Annotated in this window: 12 protein-coding genes; 3 read left to right on the forward strand and 9 right to left on the reverse strand. The window is 49.4% G+C overall.

The window, feature by feature from the left end; all coding sequences use genetic code 11:
• From E6C74_RS07870 to E6C74_RS07880, 3 genes are all read right to left on the reverse strand, one after another.
• The gene (locus E6C74_RS07870) at nucleotides 1-2,676 is read right to left on the reverse strand and encodes a GNAT family N-acetyltransferase (RefSeq protein WP_168796984.1); all 2,676 of its coding nucleotides are present in this window, start codon (nucleotides 2,674-2,676) and stop codon (nucleotides 1-3) included.
• 308 nt (nucleotides 2,677-2,984) lie between these two features.
• Nucleotides 2,985-5,174 (reverse strand): TonB-dependent receptor, encoded by a 2,190-nt coding sequence (locus tag E6C74_RS07875; protein WP_136484155.1) that lies wholly within the window; start codon nucleotides 5,172-5,174, stop codon nucleotides 2,985-2,987.
• 20 nt (nucleotides 5,175-5,194) lie between these two features.
• Nucleotides 5,195-6,388: an MFS transporter gene (locus tag E6C74_RS07880; RefSeq protein WP_136484156.1), complete on the reverse strand. Its 1,194-nt coding sequence runs from the start codon at nucleotides 6,386-6,388 to the stop codon at nucleotides 5,195-5,197.
• A gap of 181 nt (nucleotides 6,389-6,569) precedes the next feature.
• Here E6C74_RS07880 and E6C74_RS07885 point away from each other — a divergent pair, with 181 nt between their 5' ends.
• A complete protein-coding gene (locus tag E6C74_RS07885; protein WP_136484157.1) occupies nucleotides 6,570-8,285 on the forward strand; it encodes an IucA/IucC family protein in 1,716 nt (571 codons plus the stop codon).
• Nucleotides 8,286-8,596: 311 nt separating this feature from the next.
• Here E6C74_RS07885 and E6C74_RS07890 read toward each other — a convergent pair whose 3' ends face one another.
• Nucleotides 8,597-9,061 carry a MarR family transcriptional regulator gene (locus E6C74_RS07890; protein ID WP_136484158.1) on the reverse strand — a complete coding sequence of 155 codons (465 nt, stop codon included), beginning with the start codon at nucleotides 9,059-9,061 and terminating at the stop codon, nucleotides 8,597-8,599.
• A 394-nt stretch (nucleotides 9,062-9,455) separates the two neighbouring features.
• Here E6C74_RS07890 and E6C74_RS07895 point away from each other — a divergent pair, with 394 nt between their 5' ends.
• Nucleotides 9,456-9,650 (forward strand): hypothetical protein, encoded by a 195-nt coding sequence (locus E6C74_RS07895; RefSeq protein WP_136484159.1) that lies wholly within the window; start codon nucleotides 9,456-9,458, stop codon nucleotides 9,648-9,650.
• Nucleotides 9,651-9,838: 188 nt separating this feature from the next.
• On the opposite strand, the gene E6C74_RS07900 is transcribed toward E6C74_RS07895, so the two are convergent.
• From E6C74_RS07900 to E6C74_RS07915, 4 genes are all read right to left on the reverse strand, one after another.
• Nucleotides 9,839-9,982 (reverse strand): DUF2474 domain-containing protein, encoded by a 144-nt coding sequence (locus E6C74_RS07900; RefSeq protein ID WP_136484160.1) that lies wholly within the window; start codon nucleotides 9,980-9,982, stop codon nucleotides 9,839-9,841.
• Between the two features lie 18 nt (nucleotides 9,983-10,000).
• Nucleotides 10,001-11,008, reverse strand: a complete 1,008-nt coding sequence (cydB, locus tag E6C74_RS07905; RefSeq protein WP_136484161.1) for a cytochrome d ubiquinol oxidase subunit II — start codon at nucleotides 11,006-11,008, stop codon at nucleotides 10,001-10,003.
• A 1-nt stretch (nucleotide 11,009) separates the two neighbouring features.
• The gene (locus E6C74_RS07910) at nucleotides 11,010-12,425 is read right to left on the reverse strand and encodes a cytochrome ubiquinol oxidase subunit I (protein WP_136484162.1); all 1,416 of its coding nucleotides are present in this window, start codon (nucleotides 12,423-12,425) and stop codon (nucleotides 11,010-11,012) included.
• A gap of 464 nt (nucleotides 12,426-12,889) precedes the next feature.
• Nucleotides 12,890-13,795, reverse strand: a complete 906-nt coding sequence (locus E6C74_RS07915; RefSeq protein ID WP_136484163.1) for a YeeE/YedE thiosulfate transporter family protein — start codon at nucleotides 13,793-13,795, stop codon at nucleotides 12,890-12,892.
• A 253-nt stretch (nucleotides 13,796-14,048) separates the two neighbouring features.
• On the opposite strand from E6C74_RS07915, the gene E6C74_RS07920 reads away from it, so the two are divergent.
• Nucleotides 14,049-16,085 (forward strand): DNA phosphorothioation-associated putative methyltransferase, encoded by a 2,037-nt coding sequence (locus tag E6C74_RS07920; protein WP_136484164.1) that lies wholly within the window; start codon nucleotides 14,049-14,051, stop codon nucleotides 16,083-16,085.
• Here E6C74_RS07920 and E6C74_RS07925 read toward each other — a convergent pair.
• The gene (locus E6C74_RS07925) at nucleotides 16,078-16,881 is read right to left on the reverse strand and encodes a restriction endonuclease (protein ID WP_136484165.1); all 804 of its coding nucleotides are present in this window, start codon (nucleotides 16,879-16,881) and stop codon (nucleotides 16,078-16,080) included. The genes E6C74_RS07920 and E6C74_RS07925 overlap by 8 nt on opposite strands.
• Between the last annotated feature and the right edge of the window lies 1 nt (nucleotide 16,882).

Below are 16,882 nucleotides of genomic sequence, written 5' to 3' on the forward strand. Positions count from 1 at the left end.
TTAAAAAGCGAATTGCTGGAAAAAGCGTTCTCGACCGCACTGGATCAATGCTGAACGTTTGTGTGGAAAATCAAATTCGAACTGAACCTGCATACCCACCCGGGCATTCAGTTTCAGTACGCGCTGGTTATCGGCACGTGGTTCTCCGACCACAGATTCAGTGCGCGGCTCTTGCTGGAAGCAGTAATGGACAATCGATTTCGCCCAGGTATCAAAGTAAGTACCGCCACGATAGGCAAAGTTGCCCACCAGCATGTGCACACCTTTATCAAACAAGCCGTATTGGTAATGCGGTCCGATGCGGTCTTCTGCCGCCCAGTACACTTCAAGATATCCAAAGGATACGCCGTCAAATTCTGCGATTAAGCCGTAAATATGGTCATCTTGTTTCTGCTTATTGAGATACTGGCGATGCTCCTCCAGGCTGCCCTCCAGTTCCCACATCTGAGCCACCACCGGATGATTGTGCCAGCGATGGAAGGTTGGCAGATCGCGCTCAATCTCAATCACACGGAAAGTGAGCGTGCGTTTGAGGTGATAAAAATAACGCTGGAACACAACGCCGGTCGGGTGCAGCGGGCGCAGCGGATGACGGGAACCATTCACCGCCGTGGTCATAGTGACAGCGCAAGTATCCTGCGCGGCATGCAGCCACAATGGCGAGTGCTCGAGAAATTCGGCTTTACTCAGCAGTTTGCTGCCCTGCGGCCAGCCGGGAATTCGAATCTGATCCAAACGGGCGGTATAAAACGCATGCTCAATCGCGCTCCACCACAGCATGGCATCGCTGACATCGACACTCTCGTTGTGCAGTTCAGTGACATCATCACCACAGGTACGCAGCGAGAACGCCGCCACGCTGCGGCCATGCTCCAGCAGTTCGAACTGCGCCGTAGCGTCGGTATGCTGTTTTTCAGCAATCGTGATACGGCGCCCGCCCGGCAGCGGTTTGTGCACTCGTGACAAACTATTGTCGCCTGCAGGCCATTGCAGCGGGTTAGCAATATCACAGTAGATGATCGAAGGATCTTTCAGCGTTGCTTCATTGTGCGCTGACAGGAAGCAGAAGAAGTTACGTTTCCAGCGCAGGGTTGGCGATTGCAATACGTACTGATAAAAAGAACTGTCTTTCGGATGCTGTTTGGCCAGCGCATCCAGTTCCAGACGGCACAGTTGCCACAAATCGGCTTCACTGATGATGCCGGACACCGCAATAGATGCGATGGTATTGAGCAGGGTATTACCGATGACGTAATAGGCGTGATAAGGATTGAGTTCATCCCATTCCATAAAATACTGCGGCGCTTCGTTATCAAGCACGTCAGCGAAACGCTCTTTGGCCAGCGTGGTCAGGCCAAATCCCTGACAATCACGCACCGCCACACCGACCGGCATGCCGTGCTCAATTTCCAGCAGCAGATTCTGCTGATGGGCCAGCATCACAATGCCGTAATCGCTGCGCGCCACACACAGTGGCGCCATCACGCGCTGCATAAACGCGCTCATCCAGTGGCGAGCGGCCAGCTCATTGGTGTAACCGTGTTGTGCGGCGTACGCTTTAATCCAGGCGGTGAGACGATTGTCCTTGCCAGCACCGGCATCCTGATTGAGGCTGGCCAGCATATAGAAGCGCTCACCATTAAGCGGCGCTTGCTCATCCTGCGCGGCATAAAACGGGTTATGGCGAAAGCTGACCAGCGGCAAATCCAGCGTCTGGCCATCATCATCCCGCACCGAACACCACATCGGCTCTTGGATAAAACAGGCATGTTCAAAGCGCTGCTGCAGCTCTTCACCCGCTGGGGTGGCCATCAGTTTGCTGAACTGGGTGCCACGCCGTGCTTCCGGCTCGGTCATCAAACGCAGTGAGTTGGTGAGGCGCACCGGCAGCGACACTTTCAGCATCCACGGACAGTGCGGATGGTAAATGGCGCGCGAAGATGACGTCGCGGTCCAGCCGCCACTGCTCAGCTTCAGATCCTGCACCGCATCGGCCGCAAGGTGATATTGTCCTCGGGTACGGCGCCACTCTCTGGCCTGCAGCGGATGCAGCGGCAGCGGCAGCCACTCAGCGCCGGGCAACGCCGCCACACTCTGCCCTGTCTGCTGTTCAAACAGGGCCATCAGCGCCTGCGCCATATCACCACCAACATACTCACCCACCAGGCAAGAACGCTTGACCGCGAACCATTCAATCGCAAACTGAGCGCCAAATTCCGGCAGATAGGCCTCTTGTTCCTGCTCGCTGAGCGGCTCATTGCACTTCGGTGCCGGGTGCATACTGTGCCCCCCGCTCAGGCTCTGCTCTGAAGCAATAAAGCCCTGCGCCGCGGCACGCGCGTGCAGCGCGGCATCCGCGCGCTGGACATAACTATCCGAGTCCAGCACACGCTGAACAAACTTAGCCTTATCGCTTGCCGCAACCGAATCAAAATAATGCTCGACAATCTCAGCCATAGCACTGTCAAAATCGACCGACTGCTGGCCTTGCGGTGTCGATAACAGCAGCTCGCCGCGATAACGGTGCCTGCCCGCCGCCGATACATAAGCCAGGGGGATCACCAGTTCACGCCCTGCATTCAGAGGTAACCGAACCACCTGCTCTTCTACTCGCGCCGCTCCGGTTTCGAGCAAAAAGCTGTTTAAAAAGTGCTGCATGGTCAAAGCATGAGTCATAAAGTAATCCTTCATCGTTTGTAAGGTTAGTTAAGGCCTGGCCTGTAAAATGTGTGTCCTGAAAAATGTAAAAGTCTCTGTTGGCTGCCCACCGCCCCAAATTAGGGATGCACGAAGCCAAAGCTGGTCGTTACTGACAGCCGCACAGGGAGGTAAACAGAGAAAAAGTTGAAAGCTGGCCAGATAAGCCAATGGCGGAACCGACCGGGTCAGGCCGGTTCCGCCATTGAGATCAGCACGAGCGGCTAAGTCGTCATACCAACAACTCCTGAGCTTTGGTAAACGTTAACGGCTTCATGCTGCACACCTTAGAAGGTCGCGCTGTAACTGACCGCAAGAGTCCGGCCCAAACCATTGTGGGAGTAGATCTCCGGTGATGAGCTTGCGCCGTACAGCATCTGTGCACGTTGGCTCCAGATGGTTTCGTAGTCGCGGTCAAACAGGTTCTGAATACCGACGTTAAGGCGGCCTACCGGCAGTGCGTAGTACGCACTCAGGTTTGCCAGGGTGAAACTCTCCAGTTTCTCACCATCTTCATCTTCGTAGCTGATGAAGCTGTTGACACGCAGTTCAGCGCCATACTGGTAGTTATCAAAACCAAACCAGGCACTGCCTGAGCTCGGGCTGGCCGACGCGGCTTCCAGCTTCTCCCAGCTGCCGTCGACCTTGGTTTCACTTTTCACGTAATGCGCCTGAACACCGGTGTAGAAATCATCGTTGATCTGGTAAACAGTCTGACCTTCGATACCGTAGATACGCTTATCGTCATCTTCAACGCCGACAGCAAAGGTGGTGCGGTCATAAGACACCGTTTTATCTGACAGAGACAGGTAACCGGCGACCTGCACATCCCACGCTCCCTGCGACATACGCCAGCCGAGTTCGTAAGAGTTGGTTTTCACGCCCTGTAAACTTGCGTTGTCGACCGAAGTTGACCCAGACAGAGATCCGTCTAACTGGTACGTGCCCTGGCCAAAGAAGCGAGCCGGATCCGGCACGTCAAAGCCTTGCGAGAAGTTGCCCCATACCTGCATATTGTCAGTAAGGTGATAAACCGACCCTAAATTGAACAACCATTCATCGTAATCAATATCACCACCGGTAATCGCTTCCGGCTGATTTGGCAGCAAGCCTGCATCGTAGGCGTACTGCGCTTCAACACCGACATGGTCACTGATCTCATGTTCCATAATCGCATAACGGAAACCACCGCTGACCGACCAGTCCGGCATCACTTCCCAGTCCACCTGAGAGAACAGCGCATAGTAGTTACTGTCGATATCCGGATAACGCGAAACCGTATCGACCGGATCAAACACCAATCCGCCGGAAGCGAGAGCCTGGTTTGCATCAAAAATAGTCTGGTCCGCTTCAAATGAATCGCGCGAGGCGTCCATACCGTAAGTCAGTTTGACTTGTTCCCAGCGCTTGATTAACGCCAGATTCAGGCCATATACGGTCGATTTCTGCTCCGATGCGCCGTACAGAGGAATCGGCACTCCGCCAATCCGTCCGGTTGAAGGGTACGGGAAGTAACGCAGCGATTCAGTACGAAAATATGCCTGTGCCAGAAGTTGCTGCCCCAGCACATCATCGTGGCTGTATTGAGCATTCAGCATGACACGTTCAGTATTCGGCTGCTTGTCGAGTTGTAAACCTTTACGGGTTTCTACCACCGATGGGTCAGTAATACCCGTCAGGTTCGGACCGAGATACGTCGCATAATCCGAGTCCTGCTCACTGTTGTAATACTGCGCCGTTACCGACAGCTTCTGGTGATCGTCCGGCGTGAATTCGACATTACCCATCACATCAATGGTTTCATTAAACTGCAGGTCTGTCTGAGTAATATCCGGGCGAATCATTTCACCGTGAGAATCGTAAGCCCCACCGTTTTTTGAATACGCCACAGACGCACGACCACGTAAGGTATCGGTACCGCCGGACAGCGCCACCGCAACATTTTTATTGAGGTCATTGCTGTCATTAAAGCCGGTCTGGCCACCCACTTTGGTTTCAACCGTCAGTTCATTGCCGGTCGCTTTCTTGGTGATGATGTTGATGATACCGCCAGCCGCACCCGCGCCGTAAATAGACGTGGCACCTGACAGCACTTCCACCCGGGCAATGTTGAACGGGTCGATGCTGTCGAGCTGACGGCTGATGTTACGAGTTGAGTTAAGAGACACACCGTCAATCATCACCAGTGCCGAACGGCCACGCAGGTTTTGCGAATAGTTGGTACGAGCGTTACTCCCGAAATCAAACCCCGGGATCAGCTCGCCCAGCGCATTCTTCAGATCAGCACCTGAATTGAGAGCACGCTCAAGTTTTTCCTGATCAACGACCCACATCGTTGAAGCCACATCTGCGATGGCTGTTTCCGAACGGCTGCCGGTGACCACGATAGTATCCGGTGATGCTGCCTGACTGACACTGGCAAAGATCATTAAAGCGATCGGGCTTAACTTCGCCACACATCGAGTGGTATTTTTCATAATGTTAGATATCCATTCTTCTAATTAGATTGCATAAAGGAACAAGTGCCGGACTCAGTGTTTTTCCTGAGTTTTAGCACGGTGAAGAGCAATAACAGGACCAGGGCAGAAATAAGCACGGATAAGCTCCATTGCTGATGTAAAAACAGCGAAGCCAACCCGGTTCCGACCATGTGTCCGGTTGTGTGAGAGCGCGTCAGATAGCCACTGCTTTTGGCTTGCCGGGCAGGTTCAGATTCCCGCTCCAACAAACGACTGGTATACCAGGCCGGTAAACCAGCGACAGCTAATAACAACCCCACCACTGCGAAAAACAAGCCCCACCAGTTCGCACCGCCTGTCACCAGTATTATCCAGCCAATAACGAGAGAGAGGAGTAAAACGGGCAACAATGCAGAGGAATAACTGCGACTTATTTTCGGGATCACGCGCAGTTGATAGACCACCAGCAGCACACTGGTTGCCAACATCATCAGCGCGTAAACTTTAGAACCTTCTTCACCCTCATAGCCGTGCGAGGTGATAAACTGCAGCACATAAAGCTGAAATGCCGCAACAAATCCGGTCGTCAGTAATGCAGCGCTGTATACCACTCGTGCGTAACCGCTTTGTCCCCGGGCTTTTGTCTCCTCTGACGGACGAGCAAGTTGCGCAGACTGGCCAGAGGCATGACATTGACCCGGCAGGGCCATGAAGAGCACAGGCACCACCAGGGCAATCGGGACCAACAAGATGACCGGAATCGATACCGGCAACAGAACCAACGCTGGTCCGGCCAGGCGACCGATAGTCAAACCACCACTCAATGCCGACAGCGCACCGGGGGTCGCTTTGCCCTGCGCGGCAAGTTGCGCCTGGCTAAGCGGCAAAAACGCGCTGCTGAATCCACCAATCGCAAAACGGCACACGCCAATCAGCCAGATGTTGCCTGGCGCCAGCAGCAACAGACAGATAAAACTCAGGTTAGCCACTATGTAGCCGCAAGATGCCAGACGAATCGCTCGGCCGAATCCCAGCTTTTCAGCCACTCCGCCCCACCAACCGGCTCCCAGCCAGTAGCTGACCAAATTCATGTTCACCATCGCGACCAGCAAGCCAACCGAAGCTGCGGAATCACTCTGACCGACCCACTCAACCAAGGTGGGGATTGCGGACAGCAGTACAGTTTGGTTGATACCAAGCGATATCAAAGCCAGGGTTAAAACAGGCATCATGGAACGCAAACTTAAATCTAAATGATAATAGTTACTATTATGATTGCCTGATATGTAAAGATATGTCAATAATAACGTAAAGGTATGTCAGCGGTTTTGTAGCAACAACACACAGTGCAACGTTAAAAAACCGTTGAATATGTCATTGATTCAATCCACTAACGACACGGAATTGCCCCTAATGAATAAGCAATACTGGCTTTCAGCCAACCAGCATCTTTGCGCTAAAATCATCACCGAATTGCACTATGAGGAGCGGCTTCAGCCCAGAGCTGCAGGCGCAGGTTGGGTGCTTGCCACCGCCGATCGTGAGTGGCGCTTTAAGGCTGGCGTGACGGTGTGGGGCATGCTGAATATTGATGAGGCTTCACTGCATTGCTCGGACCTTCGCGAGCCACTCGCTGCGCAGCTACTGCTCGATGTCCAGGCCGATCTGGAAATCAACGATATCAATCTGGCCAATTTGTTAGAAGAAGTGCAGCAAACCCTGTACAGCGATATGCAGCGCTTAGCTCAGTTGCAGCACGTGACCGCGAGTGACATGGCGCAAATGCCTGAAACGCTGCGTCAGCGTTATATCGACTCTCATCCGAAAGCGATTGCCAACAAAGGGCGCCTTGGCTGGGGAGCCGACGATCTGCAGCGCTACGCGCCCGAATCCGGAGCGGCATTCAAACTGCGCTGGCTGGCGGTGAGAAAATCCTTGTGTCAGTCTGGTATTGCGGCCGGGCTGGAGTATCAGCAGTTACTGGAAAATGTGCTTGAAGCGGAGACTCTGCGCGCATTACAGCACTCGCTTGGCAAGCAAGCGCAAAATTTCTGGCTGATCGCCGTTCATCCGTGGCAATACCAACGTTTTCTGACCGGACAATACGCCGGCCTGTTTGCTGATGGGGATCTGATTGATTTGGGCGAACATGGCCCGGACTGGCTGGCACAACAGTCGATTCGCACCCTGAGCGCAGAAGATACAGCCGTCCAGTACGACGCTAAAACCGCGCTGAGTATTCTCAATACCTCCAGTTATCGCGGTATTCCGGGCAAGTTTATCGTTCAGGGACCAGAGCTTTCTGCCTGGCTGGCCAAAACCGCCGCCAGCGATCCAACCCTTGCTCAGCACGGATTGAAAGTGCAGCAGGAGGTGGCCGGATTCTACTGTGCTCACCCGTTTCAGGCGCAGATCAAACAAGGTCCGTATCGCTATGATGAAATGCTGGGCTGCATCTGGCGTGAGCGGGCCGAAGCCGTAGTCGGCGCCAGTCAGCGCCCGATGACCATGGCGGCGTTAATGCAAACCGATCAAAACGGTACACCGCTTATCGGCGCACTCATTGACGCTTCAGAACTCAGCGCCAAAGCCTGGCTGGCGAAACTGTTTAACCATGTGGTGGTACCGCTCTACCATCTGATGTGTAAATACGGCGTTGCGCTGGTGGCTCATGGCCAGAACATCACCCTGATCCTGGAAAACAATCAGCCGGCCGGCTGCATTATCAAGGACTTTCACGGTGACCTGCGCCTGGTCGATCAAGCCTATCCCGAGCTGGAAAGTCTTAACGCCGATATCCGTAATACCCTGACCCGCTTGCCGCCTAAATACCTGGTGCATGACCTGCTGACCGGCCATTTTGTTACCGTGCTACGTTTTATCTCACCGCATCTGATTGGCCTTGGCGTTACTGAACAGGAGTTTTATCAACTGCTGCGTCAGACACTGACCGACTATCAGCAACAACATCCGGATTTAGCCGAACGTTACGCTCAGTTCGACCTGCTATCGCCGACCATCGATAAAATCTGTATCAACCGGGTGCGCTTCCGCATCGGTTATGGCGACAGCAATGAGCGACCTCTGCCGGATATCGGCCAACCGATACCTAACCCGCTTAACCCTTAGAGCGGTCTAAAACACAACGGGCCATTTCTGCACAGGAAATGGCCCGTCAATACATCGGACATGAAGCAACGAATTTTCTTCAGGCAAAAAAAAGTCATCTCCGAGGTATAGGACTTAACTACCCCGAGATGACACGTTTCCGTATATACGGAACAACTCGTATATTAATAGGTTTGCAGTGGATTAATATTAATATGGGAGAAGAACTCCCCAACTTTGTTGACGAGAAAGGAAAAACTAGGCGGACAAGCGCTTAGGCACATCATCCACAGCCGCCGCTCAACGCCACGACTGACTATTCGGTTTCACTCTCATTTATCGCATTTACAGTGCTGTACATATTCCGTCGCGCGAGTTTCAAACTGTCTTAACACCCGGGTGGCGCATTCAATGTCTTCAGCAGAGACATCGGCCATCAGCTCCTGACGTAACTCATCGGCGACTTTAACCAGTTTTTGTGCTAATTCCGTACCCCGAGGTAATACATGCAGCGTTTTTACCCGGCGATCACCGGCCACTTCACATCGTTCCAGCCACTGCTCTTCTGCAGCCTGGTCCAGCAAACGCACCAGTGCACCTGGGTTAATCCCCAGCTCCTCGGCCAGCAATTTCTGGTTAATGCCGTTCGGATGTCGGTACACCAGCACCATTAGCATCGCCAGAGACATCGAAATATCGTATTCAGCAATCACTTCCGAGACGGCTCGTTGCCAAGCTCTTTTTACTGGCTGAAGGCTGTTGGTCAGCTCACATAAAAGCAACGCTTTGTCTGGCATTTTTTCTTCCTAGAGCCCGTAAAGTTTGTGTAACTGCGATTCGGAGTACAGCATAATAGAACATACTTGCTTAAGCAATTATTTTTTAGGCAACTATATTTACACCACAATCATTCACTTTATGAATAACTCATTAAAAACCACCACGCCATCATGAAACAACATGCGGTAAAATTCCGAAAAAAGATCGGGAATTCAGGCTGATAACACATCACTTACCAGCGCTCTACGCGATACCCACTGCCTGCGGTGAGTGTTTCCATACTGTCATAAAAGCCAGTCCTATCTATACTCATTAGTAGTTCAAACACCGGTACGGCTAAAAAGCCCAAACCGGGTACCCTTTGCTGGCATAAAACAATAATCAACAGCAATGCGAACTTGAGGAGCACTTATGTACAAAGTTAAAGACGAGGGATATACACCACTGTTTTTAGCTGGCCTGTTTGTCGCCTTAATGCTTTATGAATTACTGGTGCAGGACGGCAGCGCATGGCTGTGGATTCCGACCCTACTGCTGGCGGGCGTAACGGCCTCACTGACCTACGTGGTGCACTGGCATCGCCAACATCAGGGGGGTGGAGAATGATCCTGCTTATCAGTGCCATCGGGCTGGTAGCCGGTCTAATCGCCCTCTACGCCGACATGATCCTGGTCTGGCTCGATTCGGTGATTTGACCTATTCATCCTGAACATCATAAGACAAACCCCGGCTACTAAACCGGGGTTCTATTCGCTTGACTGAGATGATTATGATATGAGTAACGCACCTTCTACTTAAGCACGCAGCCCTGCGGCATTCATAAAGCTTTTCAGCAACAGAGAGACCACAAACAAGGCCGCCACACTGCCACTCCAGATAACCACCAGCCACATGACCTTTTTCCACCATGGACCCGGTGTTTTTTCAGTCGTGTTCATCGTGTCACCCCCGACGCGTTAATGGTAGTTCTCGCCTGGTTTCACTTTGCCGCGGAACACGTAATAGCTCCACGAGGTGTAAACCAGAATGACCGGAATAATCAACAAGCCTCCGACCAGCATAAAGCCCTGACTTTGCGGTGGTGACGCAGCCTGCCAGATACTGATCGCCGGCGGAATAATATTCGGCCACAGGCTGATACCCAGCCCGGTAAAACCCAGGAACATCAGCAGCAAGGTCAGCATGAAAGGCAGATAGTGAGCATGATTATAGACCGAACGAATCAACCACCAAGAGCAGAGCACGACCAGAATCGGCACCGGCGCAAACCACAGAATCTGCGGCCAGGTAAACCAGCGCGCGGCGATGTCACTGTGCATCAGCGGTGTCCAGATACTGACAATAACAATCGCGGCGAGCATCACGTAGGTCAACGGCACAGCAAGTTCACACATACGCTTATGCAGGTCACCTTCGCTTTTGAGAATAAGCCAGGTACAGCCCAGCAACGCGTAAGCAACCAATAGTCCGAAGCCACAAAACAGCGGGAATGGTGCCAGCCAGATCAACGACGGGCCGCTGTAGGTTCGCCCAGTGACTTCCAGCCCGTTGATGATGGTGCCGAGCACAACGCCCTGGCTGAACGTCGCAACAATCGACCCACCGATAAACGCTTTATCCCAAAAGGCACGGTGCTCAGGAATGGCTTTAAATCGGAACTCAAATGCCACCCCGCGGAAGATAAGACCAATCAACATGATCGTCAGCGGGATAGCCAGCGCATCAGCTATCACCGCATAAGCAAGCGGGAATGCGCCGTACAAGGCTGCGCCACCAAGCACCAGCCAGGTTTCGTTCCCATCCCACACTGGCGCGACCGTGTTAACCATAACGTCACGATGCGTTTCATCTTTATTGAACGGGAACAGGATGCCTATCCCCAAATCAAAGCCATCCATCAAAATGTACATCAGGGTCGAGAAAACAATAATCACAAACCAGATAATCGAGAGATCAATACCCATGTTATTTCCCCCCTTCCGGACCATCAATTCTGTCACGCACCGCCGACAACGGCCGTGCTGGCGTGTGTGAGATATCCGGCTCGTCATGATGAACATCACCTTCTTCCGGCCCGATTTTAATCAGTTTCATCAGATAGACGTACCCAACACCAAACACCGAGGTGTACACCACAATAAACGCCACCAAGGTGAACGACATGTGTAACTCAGAATGCAGTGAGACCGCATCACGAGTGCGCTGCAAGCCATACACAACCCACGGCTGACGGCCAATTTCAGTGGTAAACCAGCCAGCCAGAATCGCAATCAATCCGGATGGCCCCATGTAAAGCGCAAAGCGATGAAACGCCCGGTTTTGATACAGTGTTCCTTTGCGCCGTAACCATAACCCGATAACACCCAGCAGTATCATCAGCATGCCGAGCGCGACCATAATTCTGAACGACCAGAAGATGATGGTAGAATTTGGACGGTCCTCTTTAGGGAAACTTTTCAGCGCCGGAATTTGTTTATCCAGGCTGTGGGTGAGAATTAAGCTGCCAAGATACGGGATCTCAAGCGCGTATTTGGTGCGTTCCTCTTCCATATCCGGAATACCAAACAAAATCAGCGGCGTCGGCTCACCGGGTTCGTTCTCCCAGTGCCCTTCTATCGCAGCGATTTTAGCCGGCTGATGCTCAAGCGTATTCAGGCCATGCGCATCGCCCACCACCGCCTGAATCGGAGCGACAATCAACGCCATCCAGAGCGACATTGAAAACATCTTTCTTATTGCGGGACTATCATTGCCTTTCAGCAGGTGCCAGGCAGCAGAGGCACCAACAAACAGAGCACTGGACAGGAAGGCTGCAATCGTCATGTGAAACAGTCGATACGGGAAAGAAGGGTTAAAAATGATTTCCATCCAGCTTTCCGGGATCACCACGCCATCCTGAATACTAAAGCCCTGTGGCGTGTGCATCCAACTGTTGGAGGACAGGATCCAGAAGGTCGACATCAGCGTGCCCAGTGCCACCATGCAGGTTGCAAAGAAGTGCAAACCTCTGCCGACCCGATTCCAGCCAAACAGCATCACACCGAGAAAGCCCGCTTCAAGGAAAAAAGCGGTCAGCACCTCATACGTCAGCAGCGGCCCGGTGACACTACCGGCAAACTCCGAGAACCCGCTCCAGTTGGTGCCGAACTGGTAGGCCATCACCAATCCGGATACCACCCCCATACCGAAGTTAACCGCAAAAATCTTCGACCAGAAATGATAAAGCGACAGGTACGTTTTATCGTTTGTTTTCAGCCACAGCCCTTCCAGCACGGCCAGGTAGCTGGCCACACCGATGGTAAGTGCAGGAAAAATAATGTGAAACGAAACGGTAAACGCAAACTGTATTCTGGCAAGTTCAAATGCATCCAGTCCAAACATTACCAACCCCTGTATTATTCGAGTTATAACCCTTAAACCCTAATTCAAGACCTCAGGATTTGCCAAAATTAGTAACAAATTTAACAAAGCAATACAGCGCTTTCTGGCTATTTCAGGACCAGAAAATCACACTTACAGAATATTATTCAATAAAGTCATAGTGTTAATCTGCATTTTTGCAAAACTGCTCTGCATATTGGATACGAAGGTTTAGCTGTAAAGGTTCACAGTGAATAACAACTTAGTTTGTGTGGGTAATTCGTGATTTAATATAAATTTTAAACTTGGACTGACTCCCTTCTTATTAAAAAGATATAACTATAAAATGAAGTGAAACATTATTAACTATCTAAAGGAATAAAATATATCACCGGAATAGACCAACTAAATTTCAGAAGATTTAGTTCCGTAGACTTCGCCAAAATTTTACCTTGCTGGTATTCCTAAACTGTTTTATTCAAACTTTAGCCTGTAGATTTTGAGAGCTTTAATCCCACGTAGATACCAACAATAATGCTGAACACGGCGGTGTACCCTGCTAGGGATAAAGCAGGCATAGCAACCAGTAGCTGTGTATCATTACCACCATTTGCCATAACGGCTCCACACCCCATCGAGATACCTGCACAGAGATGTCTCACCAGGTCCGAGAGTCGAAATCCTCTCAAATCAAATGTCTTAGCAACTAAAGAGGCTGAAATCATGCCAGCTAGAAGTGCTGCGATGAGATAAAATCGCGGCAACTCAGGCCAAGATGATTCATCGTTAAACCATATAGATACGCTAATTGATTTTAGTAGACCACTAGGTGTCCAATGCGGTTCGGTGACAAACACAATACCCGCCATCAGCCCAATGCCGAGCATAGATAACCAAAGCTTTTTATTATCATTCTGCATTCGGTATATAGCGATTCCAATAACCAATGTAAGCGGAATAAGCAACAAGTGCTGACGACCATCAAGCAAGATAATTTCACTTCTCGCCTCAGGAAAAGATAACAGTGGTAAAAATATTATCCAGCCGACTAGCCAGCCTACAATAGTAGAACTCATCACAAGATCTCCTCTGGCAAAACGGCTAACCGTTGATACTCCACAACCGTCATTCAAAGACGATCCAACACCAAAAAGTACTCCGCCGATAAAGGAATAGATACTTGGCCAGTGCGCCTGGACATGCCCATCTGCCAGAGTGTCTCCGCTTAGCTCTATTGCAATCCAAGTAAGTGAACCACTAAAGAGTATCGCGATTAAAAAACTCGGCTGACCCAAAATTGCCTGCTTCACTCCTCTAACCATGCACAGACCAGTAGTTTGCGCTAAATATCCTAGAGCGAAAATAGAAACGACGGAAAGATAGAACAACATATACACTCCAAACTTGAACTGCCTTGAGTACACTGGTCTATTAAATATAGCCACAAGTGCACATCTGAAGGGCTATCTTGTTTGGTACGCTAGTGAGCTGTAGTTACGCGCATTCTGGCTCGAAAAAAGATAATCCTCTTCCCAAAAACAGCAGAGCAGCTTATATCGACACTATCTGCTTTTATGGCGAAGTTGGGTTACATAGATAATTAATTCAACAGTTTAAACCAGAATATATTACAAGGGACTGAGAATGAATGAAAAACAGTTTACTGATCTTGTCGCACAGATCGAGATAGGGAAACAACTGCCAGAGGCAATCTATATTCACAAAGATGCATTTGTTACCTTACCCAGTGTTTTGGCTCAGTTTATTCCTGCAGTCGCAAAAGCAGTAAACTTGAACGACGATAGTTGGAATCTAGTGAAACTGTTTAAAAAAGAGTTTCGTTTGTCCTTACTGCATTATCCCGACTTTTACTCAGATTCTTACCCTGCTTTGAGCCAAAGCGTGAACGTTAACCTCTCCAAGTTAAGCCATAAGATTACAAGCTATCAAGGCTCAGATAATCCGCCGATATTGCATCGAAAAGAAACCATGATCTTACCCGATAGTGACTACTACGAGTACTTCGCCACTATTACGCAAGAAGGTGAAAATGCCGGTCTTTACGAGAAAAGTCGTTTGATTGGTTTTAAACGTTCATGGGAAAACATCATTGAGCAGCACGGATATCAACTCGTTGAAGGACGTTTGTTTCGTACTTCTTCGGAAACTCAGGTTACGGTATCTGGAATCGATAGGCATAAAACAGCTTTAGTCAGACACGAGCTTTCTACACCAATGAAAACATTAGTAAAACATGGTTATCTTGAAGGTGCTCACTCCATTTTCGATTATGGATGCGGACGAGGAGATGATTTAAGAGAGCTCGAAGCTCACGGATTAGATGCTCTTGGTTGGGATCCCAACTTTAACCCCGATAATGAAAAGATAAACTCAGACATTGTTAACTTAGGATTCGTACTCAATGTTATTGAAGATCAAGATGAAAGGCTTGCAGCCTTACTAGATGCATGGGAGTTAACGGATAAGTTTCTCGTTATCTCTGTTATGCTCGCAAGTGAACACTACATAGCTCAATTCAAGCCATACAAAGATGGAGTAATCACCAGTCGCAATACCTTCCAGAAATACTACGCGCAAGCTGAAATTAAGGCGTATATCGCCCGAAGCTTACAAGAGGATGTAATTACTGTAGCTCCCGGAATTTTCTACATTTTCAAAGATAAAATCGAAGAACAGAACTACCTACAGCGCAAGTATAAACGGCACTATAATTGGCAACAACTGACGTCTCCGGAACCTGTAGAGGCAAGCGACAAAGCTAAACTCCTTATCACTCAACATCCAGACTTATTTAATGAATTTTGGAATACATGCCTGGAGTTGGGTCGTATTCCTGCAAATGATGAATTTGAGCGTTCAGACCAAATCAAGCAGCTAATAGGTTCACACAAGAAAGCATTTGGATTACTACGAGATATGTTTGATACCAAAGAGTTTGAACATGCACAAAAGAGCCGTAAAGAAGACCTGTTACTTTACTTTGCTATGGGGCTATTTGAAAAAAGAAAGCCTTACACTCAACAGGCAGAATCGCTTAAACGTGACATTAAAGCTCTTTTTGATGATTACAAAACCACTCTAAACCTGGCTGCGGAGCTGTTGTTTGCGATAGCCGATACAGACTTGCTCAAGACACAATGCGAAAAGGCCCATCAACAGTTACCCGCAAGTTTACTTAATGAAGGACATTCACTGATTCTGCATAGAGACTTTATCGATGACTTGCCATTACTACTGCGAGTATATGTTGGGGCCGGCTTGCAAATGTATGGTGAACTGGATGAAGAGATAGACCTTATAAAAATCCATATCACGTCAGGCAAGCTCACTTTAACAGCGTACGATGACTACGAAAAATCAGTCCCTTTCTTAGTCGAACGCATCAAAATAAAAATGGCTGAGCAGGGCATCGACTTCTTTGATTACATCAACGAGAATCGCAGGCCGCCCCTACTCAACAAACACCTCTACATGCCACAAGAGCACGAAAACTACAGCAAGCAACTCCGTTTTGATAAGCGATTAGCGGCATTGATGGAATTTGAACCAACCGAGGAGACTCAAATGATTCGTCCTGAGTTTGACATCTTACTTGGGAAATACAATAAGGAAATCAAAGGGTTTACACTTAGTTCCAGAGAGAAAAAGAGAATTAACTAAAAATCAGATCTGCATCAAAGTCATAAATTTCAACTTGCTGCCTTTGAATTCCTATACCTTTCTCAATAATAATTTCAGCCAACTGCTCACCGTCAATTAAGACAATAGGCACACAACCAGGCTTAAATGAGACCTCTTGGGCTTCCTTGGTGAAACTACTGGTAGTGATAAAAATACCTTGCTCATACTCGCCGGTTATGTCGCCTCTAAACTGGGAGACATCTGGGCGACCAACCTTATTACTTTCAGCGTATCGTTTACACTGAGCCGCTACTCGCATCTCAGCTATACCAATTTTTAAAGCGCCTTTCACATCGATCCCACCGTCTCGGCTGTCTGATGTGACAGTCATACTTTTAAAGCCATATCGGTTTAAAAACAGTTCACTAAACTCTTCGAACTCGCTCGGAGACAAAGCTCGTAGATAAGCAAGTATTTCAGCTTTACACTTCTCTTTCTGCTGGGCAGCTAGTTCAAAAATTTGCTCCGAACAATCATCACTTTGAAGCTCCTCAGGAGAAGGCTCTTTAATTTCATAGTCTGCAGTAAACTCACAATACTGCTCTAGAAGTTCATACTTTCCATTTGTATGCTTGTAAAAATACCTGTCTGCATTCATTGTTGTAAATGCTTTATTCTTAGAGTGTTTGTCCATCGTAACCCTAAGAACTTCAATTGGTTTTTTAGCCCCAAAAACATACAACTGCTTATCTACAATAGCTTCGAACACTTCCGATGCTGTGGCCGGCTCTTTTATATAGTTAAGTGCCGCTATCGCAGCTTCATAAATTTTCATG

The sequence above is a fragment of the Vibrio sp. H11 genome (genome assembly GCF_004804295.1).
Taxonomy (GTDB): Bacteria; Pseudomonadota; Gammaproteobacteria; order Enterobacterales; family Vibrionaceae; genus Vibrio; species Vibrio ostreae.

Excerpts from the sequence above, each read along its gene's own strand:
- E6C74_RS07870 (WP_168796984.1), bottom strand. The coding sequence starts at position 2,676 with ATGACTCATGCTTTGACCATGCAGCACTTTTTAAACAGCTTTTTGCTC.
- E6C74_RS07875 (WP_136484155.1), bottom strand. The coding sequence starts at position 5,174 with ATGAAAAATACCACTCGATGTGTGGCGAAGTTAAGCCCGATCGCTTTA.
- E6C74_RS07880 (WP_136484156.1), bottom strand. The coding sequence starts at position 6,388 with ATGATGCCTGTTTTAACCCTGGCTTTGATATCGCTTGGTATCAACCAA.
- E6C74_RS07885 (WP_136484157.1), top strand. The coding sequence starts at position 6,570 with ATGAATAAGCAATACTGGCTTTCAGCCAACCAGCATCTTTGCGCTAAA.
- E6C74_RS07890 (WP_136484158.1), bottom strand. The coding sequence starts at position 9,061 with ATGCCAGACAAAGCGTTGCTTTTATGTGAGCTGACCAACAGCCTTCAG.
- E6C74_RS07895 (WP_136484159.1), top strand. The coding sequence starts at position 9,456 with ATGTACAAAGTTAAAGACGAGGGATATACACCACTGTTTTTAGCTGGC.
- E6C74_RS07900 (WP_136484160.1), bottom strand. The coding sequence starts at position 9,982 with ATGAACACGACTGAAAAAACACCGGGTCCATGGTGGAAAAAGGTCATG.
- cydB (WP_136484161.1), bottom strand. The coding sequence starts at position 11,008 with ATGGGTATTGATCTCTCGATTATCTGGTTTGTGATTATTGTTTTCTCG.
- E6C74_RS07910 (WP_136484162.1), bottom strand. The coding sequence starts at position 12,425 with ATGTTTGGACTGGATGCATTTGAACTTGCCAGAATACAGTTTGCGTTT.
- E6C74_RS07915 (WP_136484163.1), bottom strand. The coding sequence starts at position 13,795 with ATGTTGTTCTATCTTTCCGTCGTTTCTATTTTCGCTCTAGGATATTTA.
- E6C74_RS07920 (WP_136484164.1), top strand. The coding sequence starts at position 14,049 with ATGAATGAAAAACAGTTTACTGATCTTGTCGCACAGATCGAGATAGGG.
- E6C74_RS07925 (WP_136484165.1), bottom strand. The coding sequence starts at position 16,881 with ATGAAAATTTATGAAGCTGCGATAGCGGCACTTAACTATATAAAAGAG.